The organism is Haloarcula sp. S1AR25-4 (genome assembly GCF_031624555.1).
Classification (GTDB): Archaea; Halobacteriota; Halobacteria; order Halobacteriales; family Haloarculaceae; genus Haloarcula; species Haloarcula pellucida.
In genome coordinates this window covers 1202409-1217816 of the sequence record NZ_JAMQOR010000001.1, presented here as the reverse complement: position 1 = coordinate 1217816, position 15408 = coordinate 1202409, and the positions used below count along the sequence as shown (strand labels likewise).

At 67.8% G+C, this 15408-nt stretch carries 17 protein-coding genes and 1 pseudogene; 5 read left to right on the top strand and 13 right to left on the bottom strand.

Annotation, left to right across the window (positions count from 1 at the left end; all coding sequences use genetic code 11):
• Positions 1-129: 129 nt before the first annotated feature.
• Positions 130-645, top strand: coding sequence for an inosine/xanthosine triphosphatase (gene yjjX / locus NDI85_RS06410; protein WP_310915290.1), 516 nt, complete (start codon positions 130-132; stop codon positions 643-645).
• Between the two features lie 28 nt (positions 646-673).
• On the opposite strand, the gene NDI85_RS06405 is transcribed toward yjjX, so the two are convergent.
• The 4 genes from NDI85_RS06405 to NDI85_RS06390 form a co-directional block, all read right to left on the bottom strand.
• Positions 674-955, bottom strand: a complete 282-nt coding sequence (locus tag NDI85_RS06405) for a DUF2892 domain-containing protein (RefSeq protein ID WP_310915289.1) — start codon at positions 953-955, stop codon at positions 674-676.
• A gap of 165 nt (positions 956-1120) precedes the next feature.
• Entirely contained in the window at positions 1121-1315 is a 195-nt protein-coding gene (locus NDI85_RS06400) for a hypothetical protein (protein WP_310915288.1), read from the bottom strand.
• A gap of 107 nt (positions 1316-1422) precedes the next feature.
• Positions 1423-3246 carry a flippase-like domain-containing protein gene (locus NDI85_RS06395; protein ID WP_310915287.1) on the bottom strand — a complete coding sequence of 608 codons (1824 nt, stop codon included), beginning with the start codon at positions 3244-3246 and terminating at the stop codon, positions 1423-1425.
• 114 nt (positions 3247-3360) lie between these two features.
• Entirely contained in the window at positions 3361-5079 is a 1719-nt protein-coding gene (locus NDI85_RS06390) for a radical SAM protein (RefSeq protein ID WP_310915286.1), read from the bottom strand.
• A gap of 134 nt (positions 5080-5213) precedes the next feature.
• On the opposite strand from NDI85_RS06390, the gene NDI85_RS06385 reads away from it, so the two are divergent.
• Positions 5214-6446, top strand: a complete 1233-nt coding sequence (locus tag NDI85_RS06385) for a glycoside hydrolase family 18 protein (protein WP_188993640.1) — start codon at positions 5214-5216, stop codon at positions 6444-6446.
• 32 nt (positions 6447-6478) lie between these two features.
• Here NDI85_RS06385 and NDI85_RS06380 read toward each other — a convergent pair whose 3' ends face one another.
• Complete coding sequence (locus NDI85_RS06380; RefSeq protein ID WP_188993642.1) at positions 6479-6823, bottom strand: DUF4112 domain-containing protein; 345 nt, start codon at positions 6821-6823, stop codon at positions 6479-6481.
• 191 nt (positions 6824-7014) lie between these two features.
• Positions 7015-7812, bottom strand: a complete 798-nt coding sequence (locus tag NDI85_RS06375; protein ID WP_310915285.1) for a DUF429 domain-containing protein — start codon at positions 7810-7812, stop codon at positions 7015-7017.
• A gap of 99 nt (positions 7813-7911) precedes the next feature.
• Here NDI85_RS06375 and NDI85_RS06370 point away from each other — a divergent pair, with 99 nt between their 5' ends.
• Together NDI85_RS06370 and NDI85_RS06365 are read left to right on the top strand one after the other, a co-directional pair.
• Positions 7912-8070, top strand: coding sequence for a hypothetical protein (locus NDI85_RS06370; RefSeq protein WP_166968633.1), 159 nt, complete (start codon positions 7912-7914; stop codon positions 8068-8070).
• Positions 8067-8456: pseudogene (locus NDI85_RS06365) on the top strand (Hsp20/alpha crystallin family protein); the annotation flags it as partial. The gene NDI85_RS06370 and the pseudogene NDI85_RS06365, both read left to right, overlap by 4 nt.
• A gap of 53 nt (positions 8457-8509) precedes the next feature.
• Here NDI85_RS06365 and NDI85_RS06360 read toward each other — a convergent pair.
• The 5 genes from NDI85_RS06360 to NDI85_RS06340 are packed head-to-tail and all read right to left on the bottom strand — an operon-like array spanning position 8510 to position 12750.
• Positions 8510-9607 carry an FAD-dependent oxidoreductase gene (locus NDI85_RS06360; RefSeq protein ID WP_310915283.1) on the bottom strand — a complete coding sequence of 366 codons (1098 nt, stop codon included), beginning with the start codon at positions 9605-9607 and terminating at the stop codon, positions 8510-8512.
• On the bottom strand, positions 9608-10393 hold the full coding sequence (locus NDI85_RS06355; RefSeq protein WP_188993650.1) for a luciferase: 786 nt from the start codon (positions 10391-10393) through the stop codon (positions 9608-9610).
• 41 nt (positions 10394-10434) lie between these two features.
• A complete protein-coding gene (locus tag NDI85_RS06350) occupies positions 10435-11055 on the bottom strand; it encodes a CoA pyrophosphatase (protein WP_166968641.1) in 621 nt (206 codons plus the stop codon).
• A gap of 47 nt (positions 11056-11102) precedes the next feature.
• Positions 11103-11573, bottom strand: coding sequence for a hypothetical protein (locus tag NDI85_RS06345; protein WP_188993652.1), 471 nt, complete (start codon positions 11571-11573; stop codon positions 11103-11105).
• Between the two features lie 40 nt (positions 11574-11613).
• On the bottom strand, positions 11614-12750 hold the full coding sequence (locus tag NDI85_RS06340; protein ID WP_310915530.1) for an MFS transporter: 1137 nt from the start codon (positions 12748-12750) through the stop codon (positions 11614-11616).
• 115 nt (positions 12751-12865) lie between these two features.
• Between NDI85_RS06340 and NDI85_RS06335 the strand changes: the two genes are divergently transcribed.
• Entirely contained in the window at positions 12866-13036 is a 171-nt protein-coding gene (locus NDI85_RS06335; protein WP_188993654.1) for an HVO_0758 family zinc finger protein, read from the top strand.
• Between the two features lie 40 nt (positions 13037-13076).
• On the opposite strand, the gene NDI85_RS06330 is transcribed toward NDI85_RS06335, so the two are convergent.
• The gene (locus NDI85_RS06330) at positions 13077-14162 is read right to left on the bottom strand and encodes an aldo/keto reductase (protein ID WP_310915282.1); all 1086 of its coding nucleotides are present in this window, start codon (positions 14160-14162) and stop codon (positions 13077-13079) included.
• A gap of 38 nt (positions 14163-14200) precedes the next feature.
• Complete coding sequence (locus tag NDI85_RS06325) at positions 14201-15400, bottom strand: bifunctional oligoribonuclease/PAP phosphatase NrnA (protein ID WP_188993658.1); 1200 nt, start codon at positions 15398-15400, stop codon at positions 14201-14203.
• Positions 15401-15408 lie beyond the last annotated feature (8 nt).

Below are 15408 nucleotides of genomic sequence, written 5' to 3'. Positions count from 1 at the left end.
AAAGAGATTTAAAAATTGTGGTATCGGAACGAGGACGGGCGACTCACGCCACGAAACAGTCGTTTGTGTACGACACCCACGACCATTCAAATAACAACACTCATGAATCATTCAGCAGTTTCCGGAGATATGGACGTCGCCGTCGGGAGCGAGAACCCGGTCAAGCGGACCGCTGTCGAACGAATTCTGCCCGACGCCACCGTAGTGTCGGTCGGCGTCGACTCCGGAGTGGCCGAACAGCCGTGGGGTCGCGAGGAGACGGCCACGGGCGCACGGAACCGAGCGACTGCGGCGCTGTCGGACACCGACGCCGACTTCGGTGTCGGTATCGAGGGCGGCGTCGCCGACCGAACGGAACCCGAGGGCCTGTGGCTCGTCATGTGGGCGGCGGTCACCGACGGCGAGACGACGGCGTTCGGTGACGGGCCGTCCATTCGACTCCCGGCGGCTGTCGCTGGTCGCGTTCGGGACGGCGAAGAACTCGGCCCGGTACTGGACGACAGACTCGGCCGCGAGGCCGTCGCCAAACGGGAGGGCGCCGTCGGCGTCTACACCGACGGGCGGGTCACGCGGACGGACGCGCTGGCCGACGCCGTCGCCGGCGCGTTCGGACCGTTCCTGACCGACCGGTACGATAGCCGCTGATCCAGCCTCGTCGACACAGACGCCGAACTCAGTTCCCACTCGTCCCGCGGTCTACCTCGTCACCGGCGTCCGGGGACGACCCGCCACGGTAAGTATCCAGTCCGATCACGGCGTTCAACGGGCACTTCTGCGTGACCGCAGTGACCGTGAGGACGAGGCCCACGAGCAGTGCGAGTCCCCCGAGAACCAATCCAATCGTCCCCGCTGCCAGTGTCAACACGCCGCCCAGCGCTGCGATGCCGACGAGGAACAGGATCGGTCCAACGACGAACCGTGCGGTGCGGTCGAATCCACCGACGTTCTTTTCCATAGTGGTGTTCACCGTGCGGTAGTACGCCGCCAGTGAGGATAAAGAGGTTGGATAGTTCACATTATCCGCCCGGAGATCAGTTCGACCGGGTTTCGGTCCCCAACTCGTCGCCCGAGCGGCCAGTCGTCTTCCGGCCCTCGTCGGTGTCGAACCCCGCGAGGGCGTTTATCGGACGCCAGCGTAGTCCCGCTGTGGGGAGGAAGACGGGCCCGACAGCGGCGGCGATGATCCCGCAACGATGGCCAATCGCCCGGCGTCGAGACTGACGACACCCAGACGTATCGCGGCTCCGACGACCAGCGAGACCGGGCCGAACAGGAGGCGACCGATGCGGTCGTACCCGCCGACGTTTCGTTCCACGGTTTCGGCACCGGTTCGACATACGTTGATACGAAATACGACTCGAACTGTCACGACGCTTCGCTGGAGACGTGCGGTCGAACAGCGTCACGGCGGCGCGTCGGCGGTCAGTCGGTCGCCTCGGGTTCGGCGTCGGCGGCGGTCCGGGACTCCTCGACGGCTTTCGTCAGCGAGACGTTGAGCCACGCCATCGAGGTGACGCCGCCGACGATGGTGACGGCGTTCTTCACGGCGTGGTCGACGATGGCGACCGAGAGCGCCGTCGCGACGCCGATACCGGCGGGTGTCAGCGGCACGACGATGACGGTGAACGCGCCTTCGTAGAGGCCGACGCCGCCGGGCGTGAGCGGGAGCACCTTCGCGAGGTTGCCGACGCTGACGGCGAAGAAGCCGACGGCGACCAGCGAGGGAGTCAGCGGGTAGCCGAAGGCGGCGAAGACGAGCAGTGCCGTCACCACGTCCAGCGCCCAGATGGCGAGACTCGCGAGGCCGACGCGGGCGAACGAGCGGCCGTCGCCGGCCACCGTCTGTACGTCGCCGACGAATCGCTCGACGACGCCCGCAACGTAGTCGGCGTAGGAGTCGTCGCTCAGGCGGCCGACCGTCCGGCGGACGAGGTTCCGGTCGGAGTGGGCGCTGGCGACGATGGCGACGACGGAGCCGATAGCAGCCACACCGACGAACGCGGCGACGGCGATAGCCGTCTGCCCGCTCGCGGCGGCGTCACCGCCCGCCACGTCGCCGGTGACCGCGCCGACCAGCGTGTCGGCCGACCCCGTCGCCGCGAGTCCCATCAGCACGACGCCGGCCAGTAGCGTGATGGTCAGCAGGTCGAAGACGCGCTCGACGGCCAGCGAGGCAAAGCCCGTCGGGTACGGAATCGAGCGGCGGGCCTTCACGACGTAGGCACGCACGGCGTCGCCCGCCCGCGCCGGGAACACGAGGTTCCCGGTCTGGCTGATGAACACCGCGCCCGTGAGGAAGTCCCAGCGCTCGCGAAAGCCCATCGACTGCAGGATGTCACGGTACCGCGCGCCACGGAGCGGCCACGAGAGCGCGTAGACGACGGCACTGGCTCCGACGAGGGCGGGGTCCGCACCGGCCATCTCGTCCAGGACCGTCCGGGGGTTCAGGTACTGGGTCATCAGGAGGAGCGCCACCACGACCAGCGCCGTCCCGGCGCCGAGCGACACGCGGCGGGTGATTCGCGGACGAACCGACAGCTCCCAGCCGGTCCGAAGAATCTGGCTCCCCATCCCGAAGACGTCCCGGACGATGTCGACCTTCGAGTCGCCCTTCGGTTCCCAGTCGACGGCGAACTCCTTGACGCTGAACCCGCGCCGCTGGGCCTTGACGAGCATCTCCGTGTCCCAGAACCAGTGTTCGTCCTGGACGGACGGTGCGAGCGCTTCGAAGGCCTGTCGGTCGAACGCCTTGAAGCCGCACTGGTGGTCCTTGAGGTCCGAGCGCAACACTCCTCGGACCAGCGTGTTGTAGCCGATGCTCGGGATGCCACGTTTCGCCGGGCGGTCCGCCCGGTTTTCGGGCATCCAGCGTGACCCCGTCGCCACGTCGTACTCGCCAGAGCGGACGCTCTCGACGAGTTCTTCGAGGTGGCGCATGTCCGTCGCGAGGTCGGTGTCGAAGTACACCAGCGTCTGGCCATCGGCCCGGTCGAAGGCGTACTCCAGTGCGCCCCCGCGACCGAGGCGTCTGTCGGAGTGGATGTGTCGGACACGGTCGTCTTCGTCGGCGAGTCGGGTCGCTATCTCCGGCGTCCGGTCCGCACAGCCGTCCTCGGCGACGATGACCTCGAACGCATCTTCGGGGAGAAAGGCGGCGAGCGTCTCCAGCGTGACTGAGACGGTCCGCTCGATGGTGTCCTCCTCGTTGTAGGCGGGGAGGACGACGCTCACCTCGACGTCGTTCATTGGTGTCCACTGAGCGAGGGAGCCAAAAGTACCTTCTGTTCGTTCGAACGCACGCTGACCCACCAACACCGTGTTAAGTCCCTAGAGAGGTGCTAATGTGTGTTCGACGGGCCGTCAGCCGGCTCCGCCGTGGGACTGGGCCGTGACGAACGGCGAGAGGTCCTCACCGACCTCCGTCTCGGATTCGTAAGGTCGGCCTACGAGGATGTCCCCGGCACGACTCTTCCCGACGCCGGGAATCGTCGACAGTTCGTCCATCGAGGCGCTGTTGACGTCGAGTGGGTAGGGGACGCCGGTCACCGACCGGTAGCCGTGGTCGGTGATGGCGACGTCAATCGTCTGTCCGAGTTCTCGCTCGCCCGGCAGTCCGACCAGCAACGGGTAGGTGCCGAGTTGCCGGCCGAACGTCTTGCCGTCCTGATGGTACTCCAGATGGACGTCCGGCAGCACCGTACCCGGCGGCGCGACGCGCTGGAGCATCGGGTTGTCAATCTCCTCGCGGACCTCCCGCTTGTACTGTTTGAACAGTTGTTTGTGGTCTTTCGCTATCTCTGCGCCGGTGTCGGCCATGTCCGTCCCCTCGAAGGCCATCACCTGCCGGATGTTCACGCGGCGGAGCATCAGGCCCTCGTCGTAGACGCGCTGGAGGAACCGCTTGTTGTGTTCGAACGTCTCCCGCGTTTCGCCTTTCAGGCCGTGGACGAGGTTGATGCCCGGTAGGAGTTTCGGCAGGCGTCGCGCGGCGTCGTCACCGAAGTTCGGCGCGGAGTCCCTGTCGCCGCCGGGACGGAATCCGCCCACTTCGTTGACTATCTTCACTGCCTCGAAACACTCGTCGGCGGTGACGTTGAGGTTGTTGTCGCTCTGGACGGCGGGGTCGGCCGACTCGAGGCCGAACGCGGCGGTGTCGCCGGGCGTGTTGTGCTCGGCGATGATGCGTATCCCCTCGCGTGCCTTCTCGGGCCACTTGACGATGGTGATGGGGTTCATGTTGTCGAGGTGGAGCGTCTCTAAGTCCGGCGCCACCTCGCGGATGCCGCCGTAGAGGCGACGGAGCGCGTCGGGGTTCGGCGCCTCGCCGTCGCCGCCGTAGGCGAGGATGTCGGCCTGCCGACCGAGACGGAAGTGCTTCACTCCGCGGTCCGAGAGCGCGTCCACCTCGTCGACGACGCTCTCGGGCGGCCGGAAGTCCGGATTGCCGTACATCGGTTCCGTGCAGAACGAACAGCGGTACGGACAGCCCCGAGAGGTCTCCATCTCGCAGATGAGGTACGCCGGGTGGTTGGGGTGCTGTTCGACGACGAACGCGCCCGACCGGGCCCATCGCGTCTCCTCCTCGACGGAGCGGTAGCGGTTCTCGAACCCTTCGAGGCCGGAGTCGACGAGGTCGTAGACGGCCGCCTCGACGTCGGCCATCGCGAGGAAGTCGAAGTCTAAGTCGTCGCGCGCCGTTTCGCTGGCGCCTTCGTTTGCCTCGCCCACGCCAAAGCGGACGGGGCCGCCGATGACGGAGGTACCGTCGGCCGTCCACGCCAGTTTCCGCACCTCGTCAGGTTCTGCCGGTGTCCCGCCGACGTACTTCCCGGGGACGGTCATCCCGCCGACGTACACCATGAGGTCGGCCTCCTCGACGTCGCGCCACAGGTGGCGGTCCTCGCGGAGTTCGTCGATGGTGTGGTAGGTGATCTGCTCGCGGGGGACGCCGGCGTCGACCATCGCACCGGCGGCGTACCGCGGGTACGTCGAGATGTAGGGCGGCACCCCGAAGTGTGCGGGTTCGTCGACGTAGCCGTCGACGATGGTCACGTCGAGCGTCTCGGGGTCTACAGTCATGGGCGCGGATTGACGCTCGACGCCTAAAACGGTGTCTGGTCGGCCACGTCGTGTCGGCGAAAGTTGACATGATTACAGGAACGTAACCAGTCACAACAAATATATATTGGATTTGCGTATATATTGGTACGATTATGAAATCCACGTTATCACGCAGAGGCTTCTTGGGGGCGCTCGGTGCGACGGCCGCCATCGGTCTGTCCGGGGGCGCACGCGGCGCACGTAGTGGCTCGATTCACGCGGTACGCGGTGTCAAGAACACGCCGCCGCCGGGGAAGTCCGTCGTCGGCATCTACCCGGCGTGGTCCCGCTACGAACGTGACTACATGCCGGGTGCGGTTCCGCTGGACCAGATCACGCATCTCCAGTACGCCTACCTCGCCGTCGAAGAGGACGGGAGCGTGGGCTACGCCGACCGGTTCGCCGACACGCGCAACCTCGCGGCGTTCCAGGCCCGCAAGAAGGACCACCCCGACACGAAGCTGGTCCTCTCCATCGGCGGGTTCTTCGCCTCTCAGTACTACTCGAAGGTGACGGTCGACAGCGCTCGCCGCGCCCGCTTTGCTCGCACCGCCATCGAGATCCTGCGCGAGTACGACTTCGACGGTCTCGACCTCGACTGGCGTTACCCCAGTGGCGAGGACGCCGACCAGTACACCCGCGACGGTGACATCCGCCAGTTCACCCTGCTCGTTCAGGAGGTCCGGCGACAACTCGACGCCGCTGGCGAGGAGGACGGCAAGTCCTACGAACTCAGCCTCTCGGCCGCCATCAACCCGAACTTCGCCGAGGAACTGGTCGTCGCGGAGTTGGCCGACGCCGTCGACCGGGTCAACGTCGTCTGCTACGATTTCGCCGGGCCGTGGGACGAGTACACCGGGTTCGGCGCGCCGCTGTACAACCCGTTCCCGGACAGCGTGCCGGACTTCCAGTACTACACCGCGAACGCGATGGACGCGTGGAAGGCCCGCCCTATCGACCCGGCCAAACTGAACCTGACCTTCGCGACGTTCGGCCGCGGCTACACCGGCGTCGACCCCGCGAACCGCGGGTTCGACCAGCCCTTCGACGGCGTTCCGGACGGCACCTTCCCCGCCGAGGAGCAGGGGACCTACGACTTCTGGGACATCGAGTACAACGTCAACGCCGACAACGACTACGAGTACTACTGGCACGACGACGCGGCCGCGCCGTACCTCTACTCCGAGAACGACCGCGAGTTCGTCAGCTACGACAACATGCGTTCGGTGGCGCTGAAAGCCGAGTACGTCCTCGACAACGACTTCGGCGGCATGACGATGTGGGACTTCCACGGCGACAAGTACGGCGCGTTGCTGTACACCGTCAACGAGGCGCTGGCCCAGTAGTCGAACGCTCGTCGGCCGACGGTTTCGGGCCGCTATCCCTGCCGTTCGAGGTCGGCCACAGCGAGGTCGACGTTCCTGACGTTCGCCTTCCAGATGGCGTCGAAGAGGTCGCCCACGACCGGAACCGCACCGATGCCCACGTCCAGCGCGACGTTCAGGAGCATCCGGGCCAGCGCTCGTCGGGAGACGCCGAGTCTGCCTGCTTCGAGGACGATGTACAGCGAGCAGAGTCCGGTCACGACGTCGCCCGCCACCGGAAGCAGGCCCAACAACGGGTCGAGGCCGACGTGGACGCCGACGCCCGGAACGCGGACGCTCTCGTCGAGCAGGTGTGCGAGCGTCCGAAGCCGACCCAGCGACGACGGTTCGCCGTCCATAGCCCCGACTCGGGCGCTGGGCTGATACGTCGTTCGCCGATATCACTCAGTCGTCGGCCCAGTACGGTGTCGCGTAGGCGACGAGGCCCACCGTCGGGTGCCCGTCGACGTTCTCGCGGATCCCCTCGAACCCCCCGTGTTCGTCGGTCATAGACGGCGTACCGGATCCGCACAGAAATATGGCCCTTGGGCTACACGTAGATGGTGCCTTCCTCGACGGTGCCGACCGGCGTCGGCCGAGCGCCGTCGGCGACCCGGCCGGCGGAGACGGCGGCGGCCAGCGAGTCGAGCGCGTCGTGGTTCCGGTGGTACGTCTCCCGGTGGTCGCCGAGGTCGACGCTACAGGCCGCGACGGCCTCGACGTTGGTCTCACGTCGGGCCCGGGCCCCGTCGGTGGTCTTGTACCCCTCGCGGTAACAGCCAAGCCACCCGAAGGTAGCCGCGGGGTACACCTCACAGACCACCGTCTCGGCGTCGTGGCCCTGCATCGGCGCGACGGCGGTGTCGGGGTCGTCGGCGAGGCGGCCGAGGACGTCTCGGGCGCCGTGGTAGGTCATGCTCCGGACCCGGTTCGTGTACGGACAGAGCGCCGCGCGCCGGGCGTCCGTCTCCCGTCGAATATCGCGTTTCCCGGCGGTCATCTCGGCGGTGTGGCGACACGCTTCCGAGAAGCCGTCGGAACTCGCCGGCCCACTGTCACTACAGACCCACTCGAGGAAACCGCGCCAGTGGCCGCCACACTGGGCGTCGAGCAGGGATTGCGGGAGGCTAAAGGGAAAGTCCAGTCCGACCGTCCCGACGTCGTCGTCCCGGATTCGTTCGACGAGGCCGGCGTGTGCGCTCTCGCGGTCACGCCCCCACTCGGCTGTCGCACGATAGCACGCGTCGATGCACATCCCTGCTGCAGTCTGTGTGGCTTCAGTCACCCACAACGCGTCCCCGGCCGCGCTCGCTCCGCTGAAGTCCACGCCCAGAACACCGGAACCCATGCCTGTCCCCTCTCCACGGGAGATAATCAATGTTCGGACGGGTACAGCGCCGGTTCCGCCTCCGAAAGCGGTTTGAGCCTCACGAACCAACCAACGACCATGCCAGCCACTCTGGAGGTCGTCTGTACCGACGACGACTGCACGCTCGATATGTTCGAGCTGCACTACACCTACGATATGCCCGACGACACCGGCGTCGGGGACTTCACCTGTCCGTACTGTGGCGAGGCCGACACGCTGGAGGCCGTGGAGCTATGATTCGCGGCATCGGGGAGTCTATCGGCAACGCTATCTTCGAGAACATCGGTCGGGCCGCCGGTCGGGTTCAGGAGAACAAGCCGCTGCCGGCGGACTTGCTTGAGTCCGAGGACGCCTATCTGGTCGTCTTCGACGCCCCCGGTGCAACCGCGAGTGACGTGCAGGTCCGGTACGTCGACGACCGCGTCGAGGTCCGCATCGACCGCTTCCGGGACTTCCACGACGGCTTCGAGATGCGCTATCCCGGCCGCGGACTGGCGCTCGACGGGTCGGTGACGCTCCCCGAGGACGCCGTCGTCGACGCCGAGACCGCGACGGCGACGCTGAAACACGACGGGACCCTGCAGGTCCGCATCCCGCAGTCCGAGACAGCGGCCGACGACGAGATCGAAGAGTAACCGACACCGCGCGCTGTTTTCGCCGTTTTACGACGCATACGTCACCAGTCGGCGGTTGGGTCGCCCAGCGGGTCGAACGACTCGTCGCCGTCGAACCGCGTCGGGTCGACGCGAGGGCCGAGCGGGACGGACAGGGTCGGGTCCGCATCGAGCACCCGTTCGGCGAGGAACTCGCCCAGCGCCGGCGCTCGCATCAGGCCGTGACCCTGCCACCCAGCGGCGACGTAGAGGCCGTCTGCGACGTGCCCGACCAGTGGGTCCCGGTCGGGCGTCGCCGTACAGAGACCGGCCCACGAGCGAGCGACGGCCGGTGAGAGCGTGGTCGCTTCGTCGAACTTCGCCAGCGCCGACTCGACGAACTCGGGGTCGGCGTCGGCGGTCCAGTCGTCCGGGTCGGCGGCGTGGGCGCCGTTCCCGACGATGATTCGCTCGCCCTTCGGGCGCCAGTAGAACTCCTCGGTCGCGTCGTAGAACGACGGGAGGCCGGCGTCGACCGGGGTCGTGACGAGCGCCTGTGCCCGGTAAGTCTTCAGAGCGAGCGAGACGCCCACGTCGGCAACCAGCGGTTTTGCCGCTGACCCGCCGGCGACGACCACGGCGTCGAACCGTTCGCGCCCGTCGCTCGTTTCGACAGTCTTCGGGTCGGCGAGGGTAGCGGGCGTCTCGGTCAGGATGGTCACGCCGGCCGACCGGGCGCGTGCCGCCAGTTCGGTCACGACCGCATCGGGGTCAAGCGTCCCGGCCGAGTGGGCGATGCCGGCGGCGGTGACGGTAGACGTATCGAGATGCGGATACCGTTCTGCGAGCGCTTCGGGCGACAGTTCGGTCACGTCTCGTCCGTGGGCCTGCATCTCGCGGACCTGCTGGCGAATCGCCGTCGCGTCGCCGTCCTCGCGGGCAGCCCAGACGTACGGACACGGCGTCAGCAGATCCCACTCGCGGTAGCGGTCGAGTGCCCGGGCGGCGACGGCGGCGTCCACCGACCCTGCGAAGGCGTCGTAGCAGATGCCCGCTGCGCGACCCGTCGCACCGCTACCCAGTTCGTCACGTTCGTAGAGCGCCACCGCCGCGCCACGGTCGGCGAGGTCACCGGCGACGGTGAGTCCGACACAGCCACCGCCGACGACGGCGACCCGCATCTATCCGAGGAGCGGGCCGAGGCCGCGGGCCGGGTACCCGACGACGGTGTCGGCGCCAGCGTCCCGCAACTGGTCGGTCCGGTCGGCTACCGTCTCCGGGCGGCCGACGAGCGCGTAGTCCCCAACGGCCTGTCGGAGCACGTCGCGGGCCCGGCCAGTCGCCGCGCTGTCGGTTCGCGCGTCGTCCGGGAGGGCCTCCCGAACCGGTCGTCGTCGGGCGGCGTAGTCGCCCACGGCGTCCAGTACCGCGTCGTCGTCGCCGGTGAGGACCAGCGGTGCGTACACCGCCACCTCGCCGTCGAACCCGGCGGCCCTGAGCGCCCGGAGGTCTCTATCGGTCGAGCGCGAGAGCAGTTCGTACTGCGTCCCGCCGACGGCCATCGCGAGGCGTTCGATGCCTTCGGTTCCCACCCATGGGTCCGTGGCGTCGGCCGCAGCCGCCCGGAGCCGCGGTGCGACCGCTCGCTCGGCCTCCGTCGCCGTGAGGTAGGCACCGTGGCCGGCCACGAGGACGCGGTCGACGGCCTCGGGGACGGCATCCAGCGCCGAGTCGTCGCCCAGCGGGTCGTACCCGTCGGCCCGCACCGGCGTCGTCAGTCGGACCTCGGCGTGGTCGGTCAGCGTCGCCAGCGTCTCGCAGTCGGGGACGTGCTCGCGGCCCTCGTAGTCGACGGCGAGGGTCTCGACGTCGAGGTCGACGGCCCGCGCCGGGTCGACTTCGGCCGGCTTGAGCGCTACTGCGTCGATGCCAACGTCGGCCAGCGTCCCGGTCGCGAGTGTCGTCATTCGTCAGTGGATTCGTCTCGGTGAGGAAAGCCCTGTCGTTCTCAGCGAATCTGGTCCCGTACCGACTCGGGGAACTCGTCGTCCGGGCCCGCGTACCGGTCGGGTTCGGGTGGCATCTCCCAGTCAGTCGCCAGTTCGAGCAACTGGACGAGCATCCGCGCCGTGGCCCCCCAGACGGTGTAGCCGTCGACGTAAAAGAAGTGCAGGCGTATCTCGCCGTAGTATGGATGGTCGCGGTGTTCGGACTCGTAGTTGTCGAGGTCGGTGAGTTCGGAGACGGGGAGGACGACCACCTCGGCGACCTCCTCGTCGCTTGGGGTGTACTCCCGGTCGGGGATGCGCGCCACGAACGGGCGCACGGAGTAGTGCGAGACGGTCCGGATGTCGTCGAGACGCCCGACCACGTGAGCGGCCTGCGGGTCGAGACCGATTTCCTCGTTGGCCTCCCGGAGTGCCGTCCGGAGCAGGTCGTCGTCTTCGGGTTCGTACCCCCCGCCGGGGAACGACATCTGCCCGGGGTGGTCTGGCAGGTGATCGGCCCGTTTCGTGAACAGGATGCCCTCCCCTTCGGGGCGAGTAACGACCGGCACGACCACGGCTGCCTCGCGCTCCTCGTCGTCGACGACGACAGCGTCGTGTGCCCTTAGCCGGTCGAAGTCCATACCGAACCGAAGGTGTGTACGTCCTTAACTCGGTCGGGTCCTCCCAGTCAGGCGTCGTCGAGTCGGTCCCGGGCCGCGTCTAGTTCGACCGCCCCCCACGCTTCGAGGTCGTAGCTCGCGTCCAGCAGCGACGCGATGCGGTCCTCGTCACCGGCCTGTACCGCCTGTACGGCGTCCTCGCGGAACTGCGATTCTGCGGCACGAGCCACGGTCTCGTCGGCGAGTGTTCGGTCGGGGACGTCCATGATGTGTGGGAGGTCCCCGGCCCCTTCTGGCAACGACGGGAACGCCGCGGGACCGACGACGAGGAGTTCGTCGGCGGGACGCTCGTCGTGGTCGGCGACCGAAAGCAGGTGGTACGACGTGAGCGCTTCCTCGATGTCCCCGGCGAACGCGTCGGCTTCGACGTCCTCGCCCGCTTTGAACGCGAGTTCAGAACACGCCCGTCCGAGTTCCGTCCGAGTGAGCGCACCGAAGAGGTCGACGACGCCAGCGAGGTCGTCGGCAGTCAGGTCCATATCGGGTGCGCGGCCCCCAGCGGCTTCAGCGTTTCCGGGCTCAGGCGGCGGCCGTCCTCGGCAACCGGCCGCTGAAGTGCAGCGTCAGGAGCGCGAGCAAGAGGACGACCAGTCCGGCGCCCATCCACTCGAAGATGGTCGGGAAGGCGACGCCAGCGTCCAGCAGGAACCCGAAGATGACGCTCCCGGGGGCCTGTATCATCATCATGCCCGCGCCGTAGGCCGCGTACGCGCTGGCGCGGTGGCGGTCCGGGAGCGACCCGAGCAGGTACGTATCGACGGCGGGGAAGCTACTGTGGATGACGTAGCCCGTGACGGCGCTGAAGGCCACCAGCGGCCAGAACCCCCGAACTATCGGAAGGACGAGGATACAGCCAGTGAAGGCTGCGACGATGACGAGGATGTACGGGAGCGTCGGCAACCGGTCGGCCAGCCGTCCGCTGACGTAGAACGCCGGCACGCCCGCACCGAACGTGACCTGCAGGAGCGTCCGTCCAGTCGCCTTCGTGAGGCCGATACTGTCGAGGTACGTGACGTAGAAGTTGAACAGTCCGTTCCACACCATCGTCGTAAAGCCCAGCGTCGCTACCGCGGTGAGGACGATCGGCCACTGTGCCAGTACCGCCCCCAGCACGTCCCTGTCCTCGCTGCCGGCCTCGGGGAACGCCGTCCGGCGGGCGATCAGCGTGAACACGACGGTCATCACCGCCGCGGCGACGGCTATCGCCTGTAGCGTCACGCGCCAGTTCCCGACGACGAGCGCCGCGGAGACGAGCGCCGGTGCGGCGACGGCGGCGAGTTGGCTGGCGACGCCGTGCTGGCCGAGGACGCGGCCCGGCGCGTCGGGGTACAGTTCGCTGATGAGCGTGTTCGCGGCGATGATGTAGACGCCGCTTGCGAGTCCCATCGTGAACGCCCCGACGAGCAACAGCGTCGGGTCCGAGGTCAGCGCGGTAAAGGCCGCCCCCACCGTCAAGACGACGCCGGAGCCGAAGACGGCCTGTGCCCGGCTCACTCGGGTCAACAGGAAGCCGGTCGGGAGCCGCGTCACCGCACTCCCGGCCCAGACGAGCGTCGCCAGTAGCCCCAGCGTCGCACTACTCGCACCCGTCGCGACCCGGATGGGTTCGAGCAACGGCGCGAACACCACGCGCGAGAGGTTGATGAGAAAGACCAACCCGAGCAACGAGCCGAACACTGACCGTCGAGACACACCGGACAGTCGTCGCTCGCCCCGAAGATTGTTCCGAATCGCCACGGTCTTTTTATCCACGGCTGTCAGAGCTAGTCGTATGGACTCGGTCAGGAAGGCCCTGCGTGCGGGTGACGTCGAGAAAGACGGCTACGGTCGACTCTCGTGTACGGCGTGTGACGAGCCACTGTCGACGGACAACGACCCGGACCAGGTCGGCAAGGTTCGGGTCTGTCCCGACTGTGGGACAGAGTGGAAAGAACTCGGCTGACACCCAAGCGGCGGGCTGCCGGGCCGGACTCGTCTCGCACTTACTCGAACACTGCGTCGAACGCTTCCGCACCCAGCGGCTCGTACCGCCCGGCGTCGACGTTCTCCTCGGCGTGTTCTGCGGACCCCGTCCCGACGAGCGAACAGGTCACGCCGGGGGCGCTCCGCGCGAAGTTGAGCGCTCGCTGGGCGCGGGTCTCGCCGTCGAGTTTCCCCTCGACGCTCTCGGGCATCTCCTCTGCCAGTCGTCCCTGCATGATAGACGCGCTCGTGAACACGTCGAGACCGGCCTCGTGAGCGAACCACAGCGCCGACTGCGGGCCGTCCGCGCCGTCGTGGGCCGCGACGCTGAACGCGTCGGCCATGAACACGTTGAACGGTAGCTGGATGGCCCGGAAGTGCGTCGCCGTGTTTCCGGCCGACTTCGCGGCCGACCGTGCCCGCTCGACGACTTCCGGTAGCGAGAGATAGCTGTCGTGACTCTCGGGGACGCGAAACGCCTCCCACGTCGCCACCCCGTAGTGTTTCAGGTCGCCGGCCGCCGCTCGTTCCTCCAGTCGCTCGAAGGCGGCCTCTAGTTGGTCGTACACTTCTGCGCGGCTGTGCTCGGCCAGTTGCGTCTCGGGGTTGTGGACGTAGTAGAGGTCGACGGTGTCCAGTCCGAGGTTGTCGAGCGACCGGTCCAACTGGTCGGAGAGGAACTCCGGCGCGATGCAGTGCTGGCCGCTGACGAGGGCGTCGGCGTCGACGATGCCCGTGTCGACGTACTCCGACTGGACGTACGCACCCGGGTTCTCGGGTCGCTCCCCGTCGAATGGGACGAACCCGCCCTTCGTCGCCACGACGACGGCCTCGCGGTCGACGTCCGCGTCGGCAAGCGCCCGCCCGACGACGCGTTCGGAGCGCTGGTGGCGGTAGTTGATGGCCGTATCGAGGACGTTGACGCCCCCGTCCAGCGCGGTGACGATGGCGTCGTGGTAGGCGTCGTCGCGTTCGTCGGTCGGGTCGCCCAGATACGTACCGACGCCGATGCTGGAGACGACGCCGTCGCCGAACCGGCGGTAGAAGGTGCGCGCGAAGTCGTCGTGGTCGTCCCGGTACGCCCATGTCGCCTCCCGTGTTGCCATACCCGCGCTTCGTCCCGACCGGACAAAAGGACCGAGATTCAGCGCTCGCCGGCCATCGCGTCGAACACGTGCTCTCGCAGGTCATCGCGCGTGATACCGTCGCTGGGGCCGATGCCGGCCATGTACTCGACGGGGATCTGTCCCCCACCCATCCGCGCGTGGCCGCCGCCCTCTCCCATCGGAATCGACTCGACGACGGACTCGATGGCTCGGCCGATGTGGACCCGGTCGTCGCGGGACCGACCGGCGATGCGGAGCGTCCCGTCGCTCTCGCCCACGACGACGACGGCCGAGATGCCCTCTAGGGTCTCCAGTTCGTCGGCGGCCTGCGGGATGGCGTCCGTGTTCGACACCTCGCCGACGTCGCTGTACGCGAACGGCGGGTCCACGACGCGCTCGGTGATGGCGCGGGCCTTCACGTCCAGTACCTCGGCGTCGATCTGCGGATTGGCGATGCGGTTGAGCAGGTCGGGGTCGATGCCCTCGTAGAGGTACGCCGCCGCGGCGAAGTCGTCCGAGGAACACCCGTTGGTCAGCGACCGCGTGTCCGATTGGATGCCGTAGATGAGGCCGGTCGCGACGTGACTCGGGAGCGCGTCTTCCGGGACCTCGGCCGTCTCGACGCCGCCGTCTGTCAGCGCCGTGTCGACGTCGTAGAACCCCCAGTCACGCGCCTGAAAGTACTCGGCGAAGATGGTCGCACACGCCCCGGTATGGGTTCTGACGTCGGTGAACTGCCGCCCCGTGCCGCCGCCAGGATGGTGGTCGACGACGGCGACGGGGTCGATATCGCTCGCCCCCGGAAACCCCCGCGCCTCGTTGTGATCGACCAACACGACGTGGTCGGCGGCGATGTCGCCGGCGGTCTCGATGCGCTCGAAGTCGAGGTCGAGCACCGTCTCGAAGGCTCGGTTCTCCGGCCGGCGAATCTCACCCGGATAACAGAGCGTCGTCTCGGTGTCCACCGCCGACGCCAGTTGGGAGACGGCGAGCGCCGAGGACATCGCGTCGGGGTCGGGGTTCGGATGCATCAGCACCGCGACCTCGTCGTACCGGCCGAGCACCGACATGAGTCGGTCGGCCGGCGTCCGCGTGAGATAGCGGTAGACGGCGACGGCGAGGCCCGAGACGACGAGCAGGGCGAGCAGAGCCGCGACGACTATCGTCGGGTTCTCGATGGCGTAGGCGGTGACCCGTTCGGCCTGTGTCGCGAGGTCCCCGGCAGCCACCTGTGACATAGGCGTAG

Coding starts and splice junctions, on each gene's coding strand:
- yjjX (WP_310915290.1), top strand. CDS start 130: ATGGACGTCGCCGTCGGGAGCGAGAACCCGGTCAAGCGGACCGCTGTC.
- NDI85_RS06405 (WP_310915289.1), bottom strand. CDS start 955: ATGGAAAAGAACGTCGGTGGATTCGACCGCACCGCACGGTTCGTCGTT.
- NDI85_RS06395 (WP_310915287.1), bottom strand. CDS start 3,246: ATGAACGACGTCGAGGTGAGCGTCGTCCTCCCCGCCTACAACGAGGAG.
- NDI85_RS06390 (WP_310915286.1), bottom strand. CDS start 5,079: ATGACTGTAGACCCCGAGACGCTCGACGTGACCATCGTCGACGGCTAC.
- NDI85_RS06385 (WP_188993640.1), top strand. CDS start 5,214: ATGAAATCCACGTTATCACGCAGAGGCTTCTTGGGGGCGCTCGGTGCG.
- NDI85_RS06380 (WP_188993642.1), bottom strand. CDS start 6,823: ATGGACGGCGAACCGTCGTCGCTGGGTCGGCTTCGGACGCTCGCACAC.
- NDI85_RS06375 (WP_310915285.1), bottom strand. CDS start 7,812: ATGGGTTCCGGTGTTCTGGGCGTGGACTTCAGCGGAGCGAGCGCGGCC.
- NDI85_RS06370 (WP_166968633.1), top strand. CDS start 7,912: ATGCCAGCCACTCTGGAGGTCGTCTGTACCGACGACGACTGCACGCTC.
- NDI85_RS06360 (WP_310915283.1), bottom strand. CDS start 9,607: ATGCGGGTCGCCGTCGTCGGCGGTGGCTGTGTCGGACTCACCGTCGCC.
- NDI85_RS06355 (WP_188993650.1), bottom strand. CDS start 10,393: ATGACGACACTCGCGACCGGGACGCTGGCCGACGTTGGCATCGACGCA.
- NDI85_RS06350 (WP_166968641.1), bottom strand. CDS start 11,055: ATGGACTTCGACCGGCTAAGGGCACACGACGCTGTCGTCGTCGACGAC.
- NDI85_RS06345 (WP_188993652.1), bottom strand. CDS start 11,573: ATGGACCTGACTGCCGACGACCTCGCTGGCGTCGTCGACCTCTTCGGT.
- NDI85_RS06335 (WP_188993654.1), top strand. CDS start 12,866: ATGGACTCGGTCAGGAAGGCCCTGCGTGCGGGTGACGTCGAGAAAGAC.
- NDI85_RS06330 (WP_310915282.1), bottom strand. CDS start 14,162: ATGGCAACACGGGAGGCGACATGGGCGTACCGGGACGACCACGACGAC.
- NDI85_RS06325 (WP_188993658.1), bottom strand. CDS start 15,400: ATGTCACAGGTGGCTGCCGGGGACCTCGCGACACAGGCCGAACGGGTC.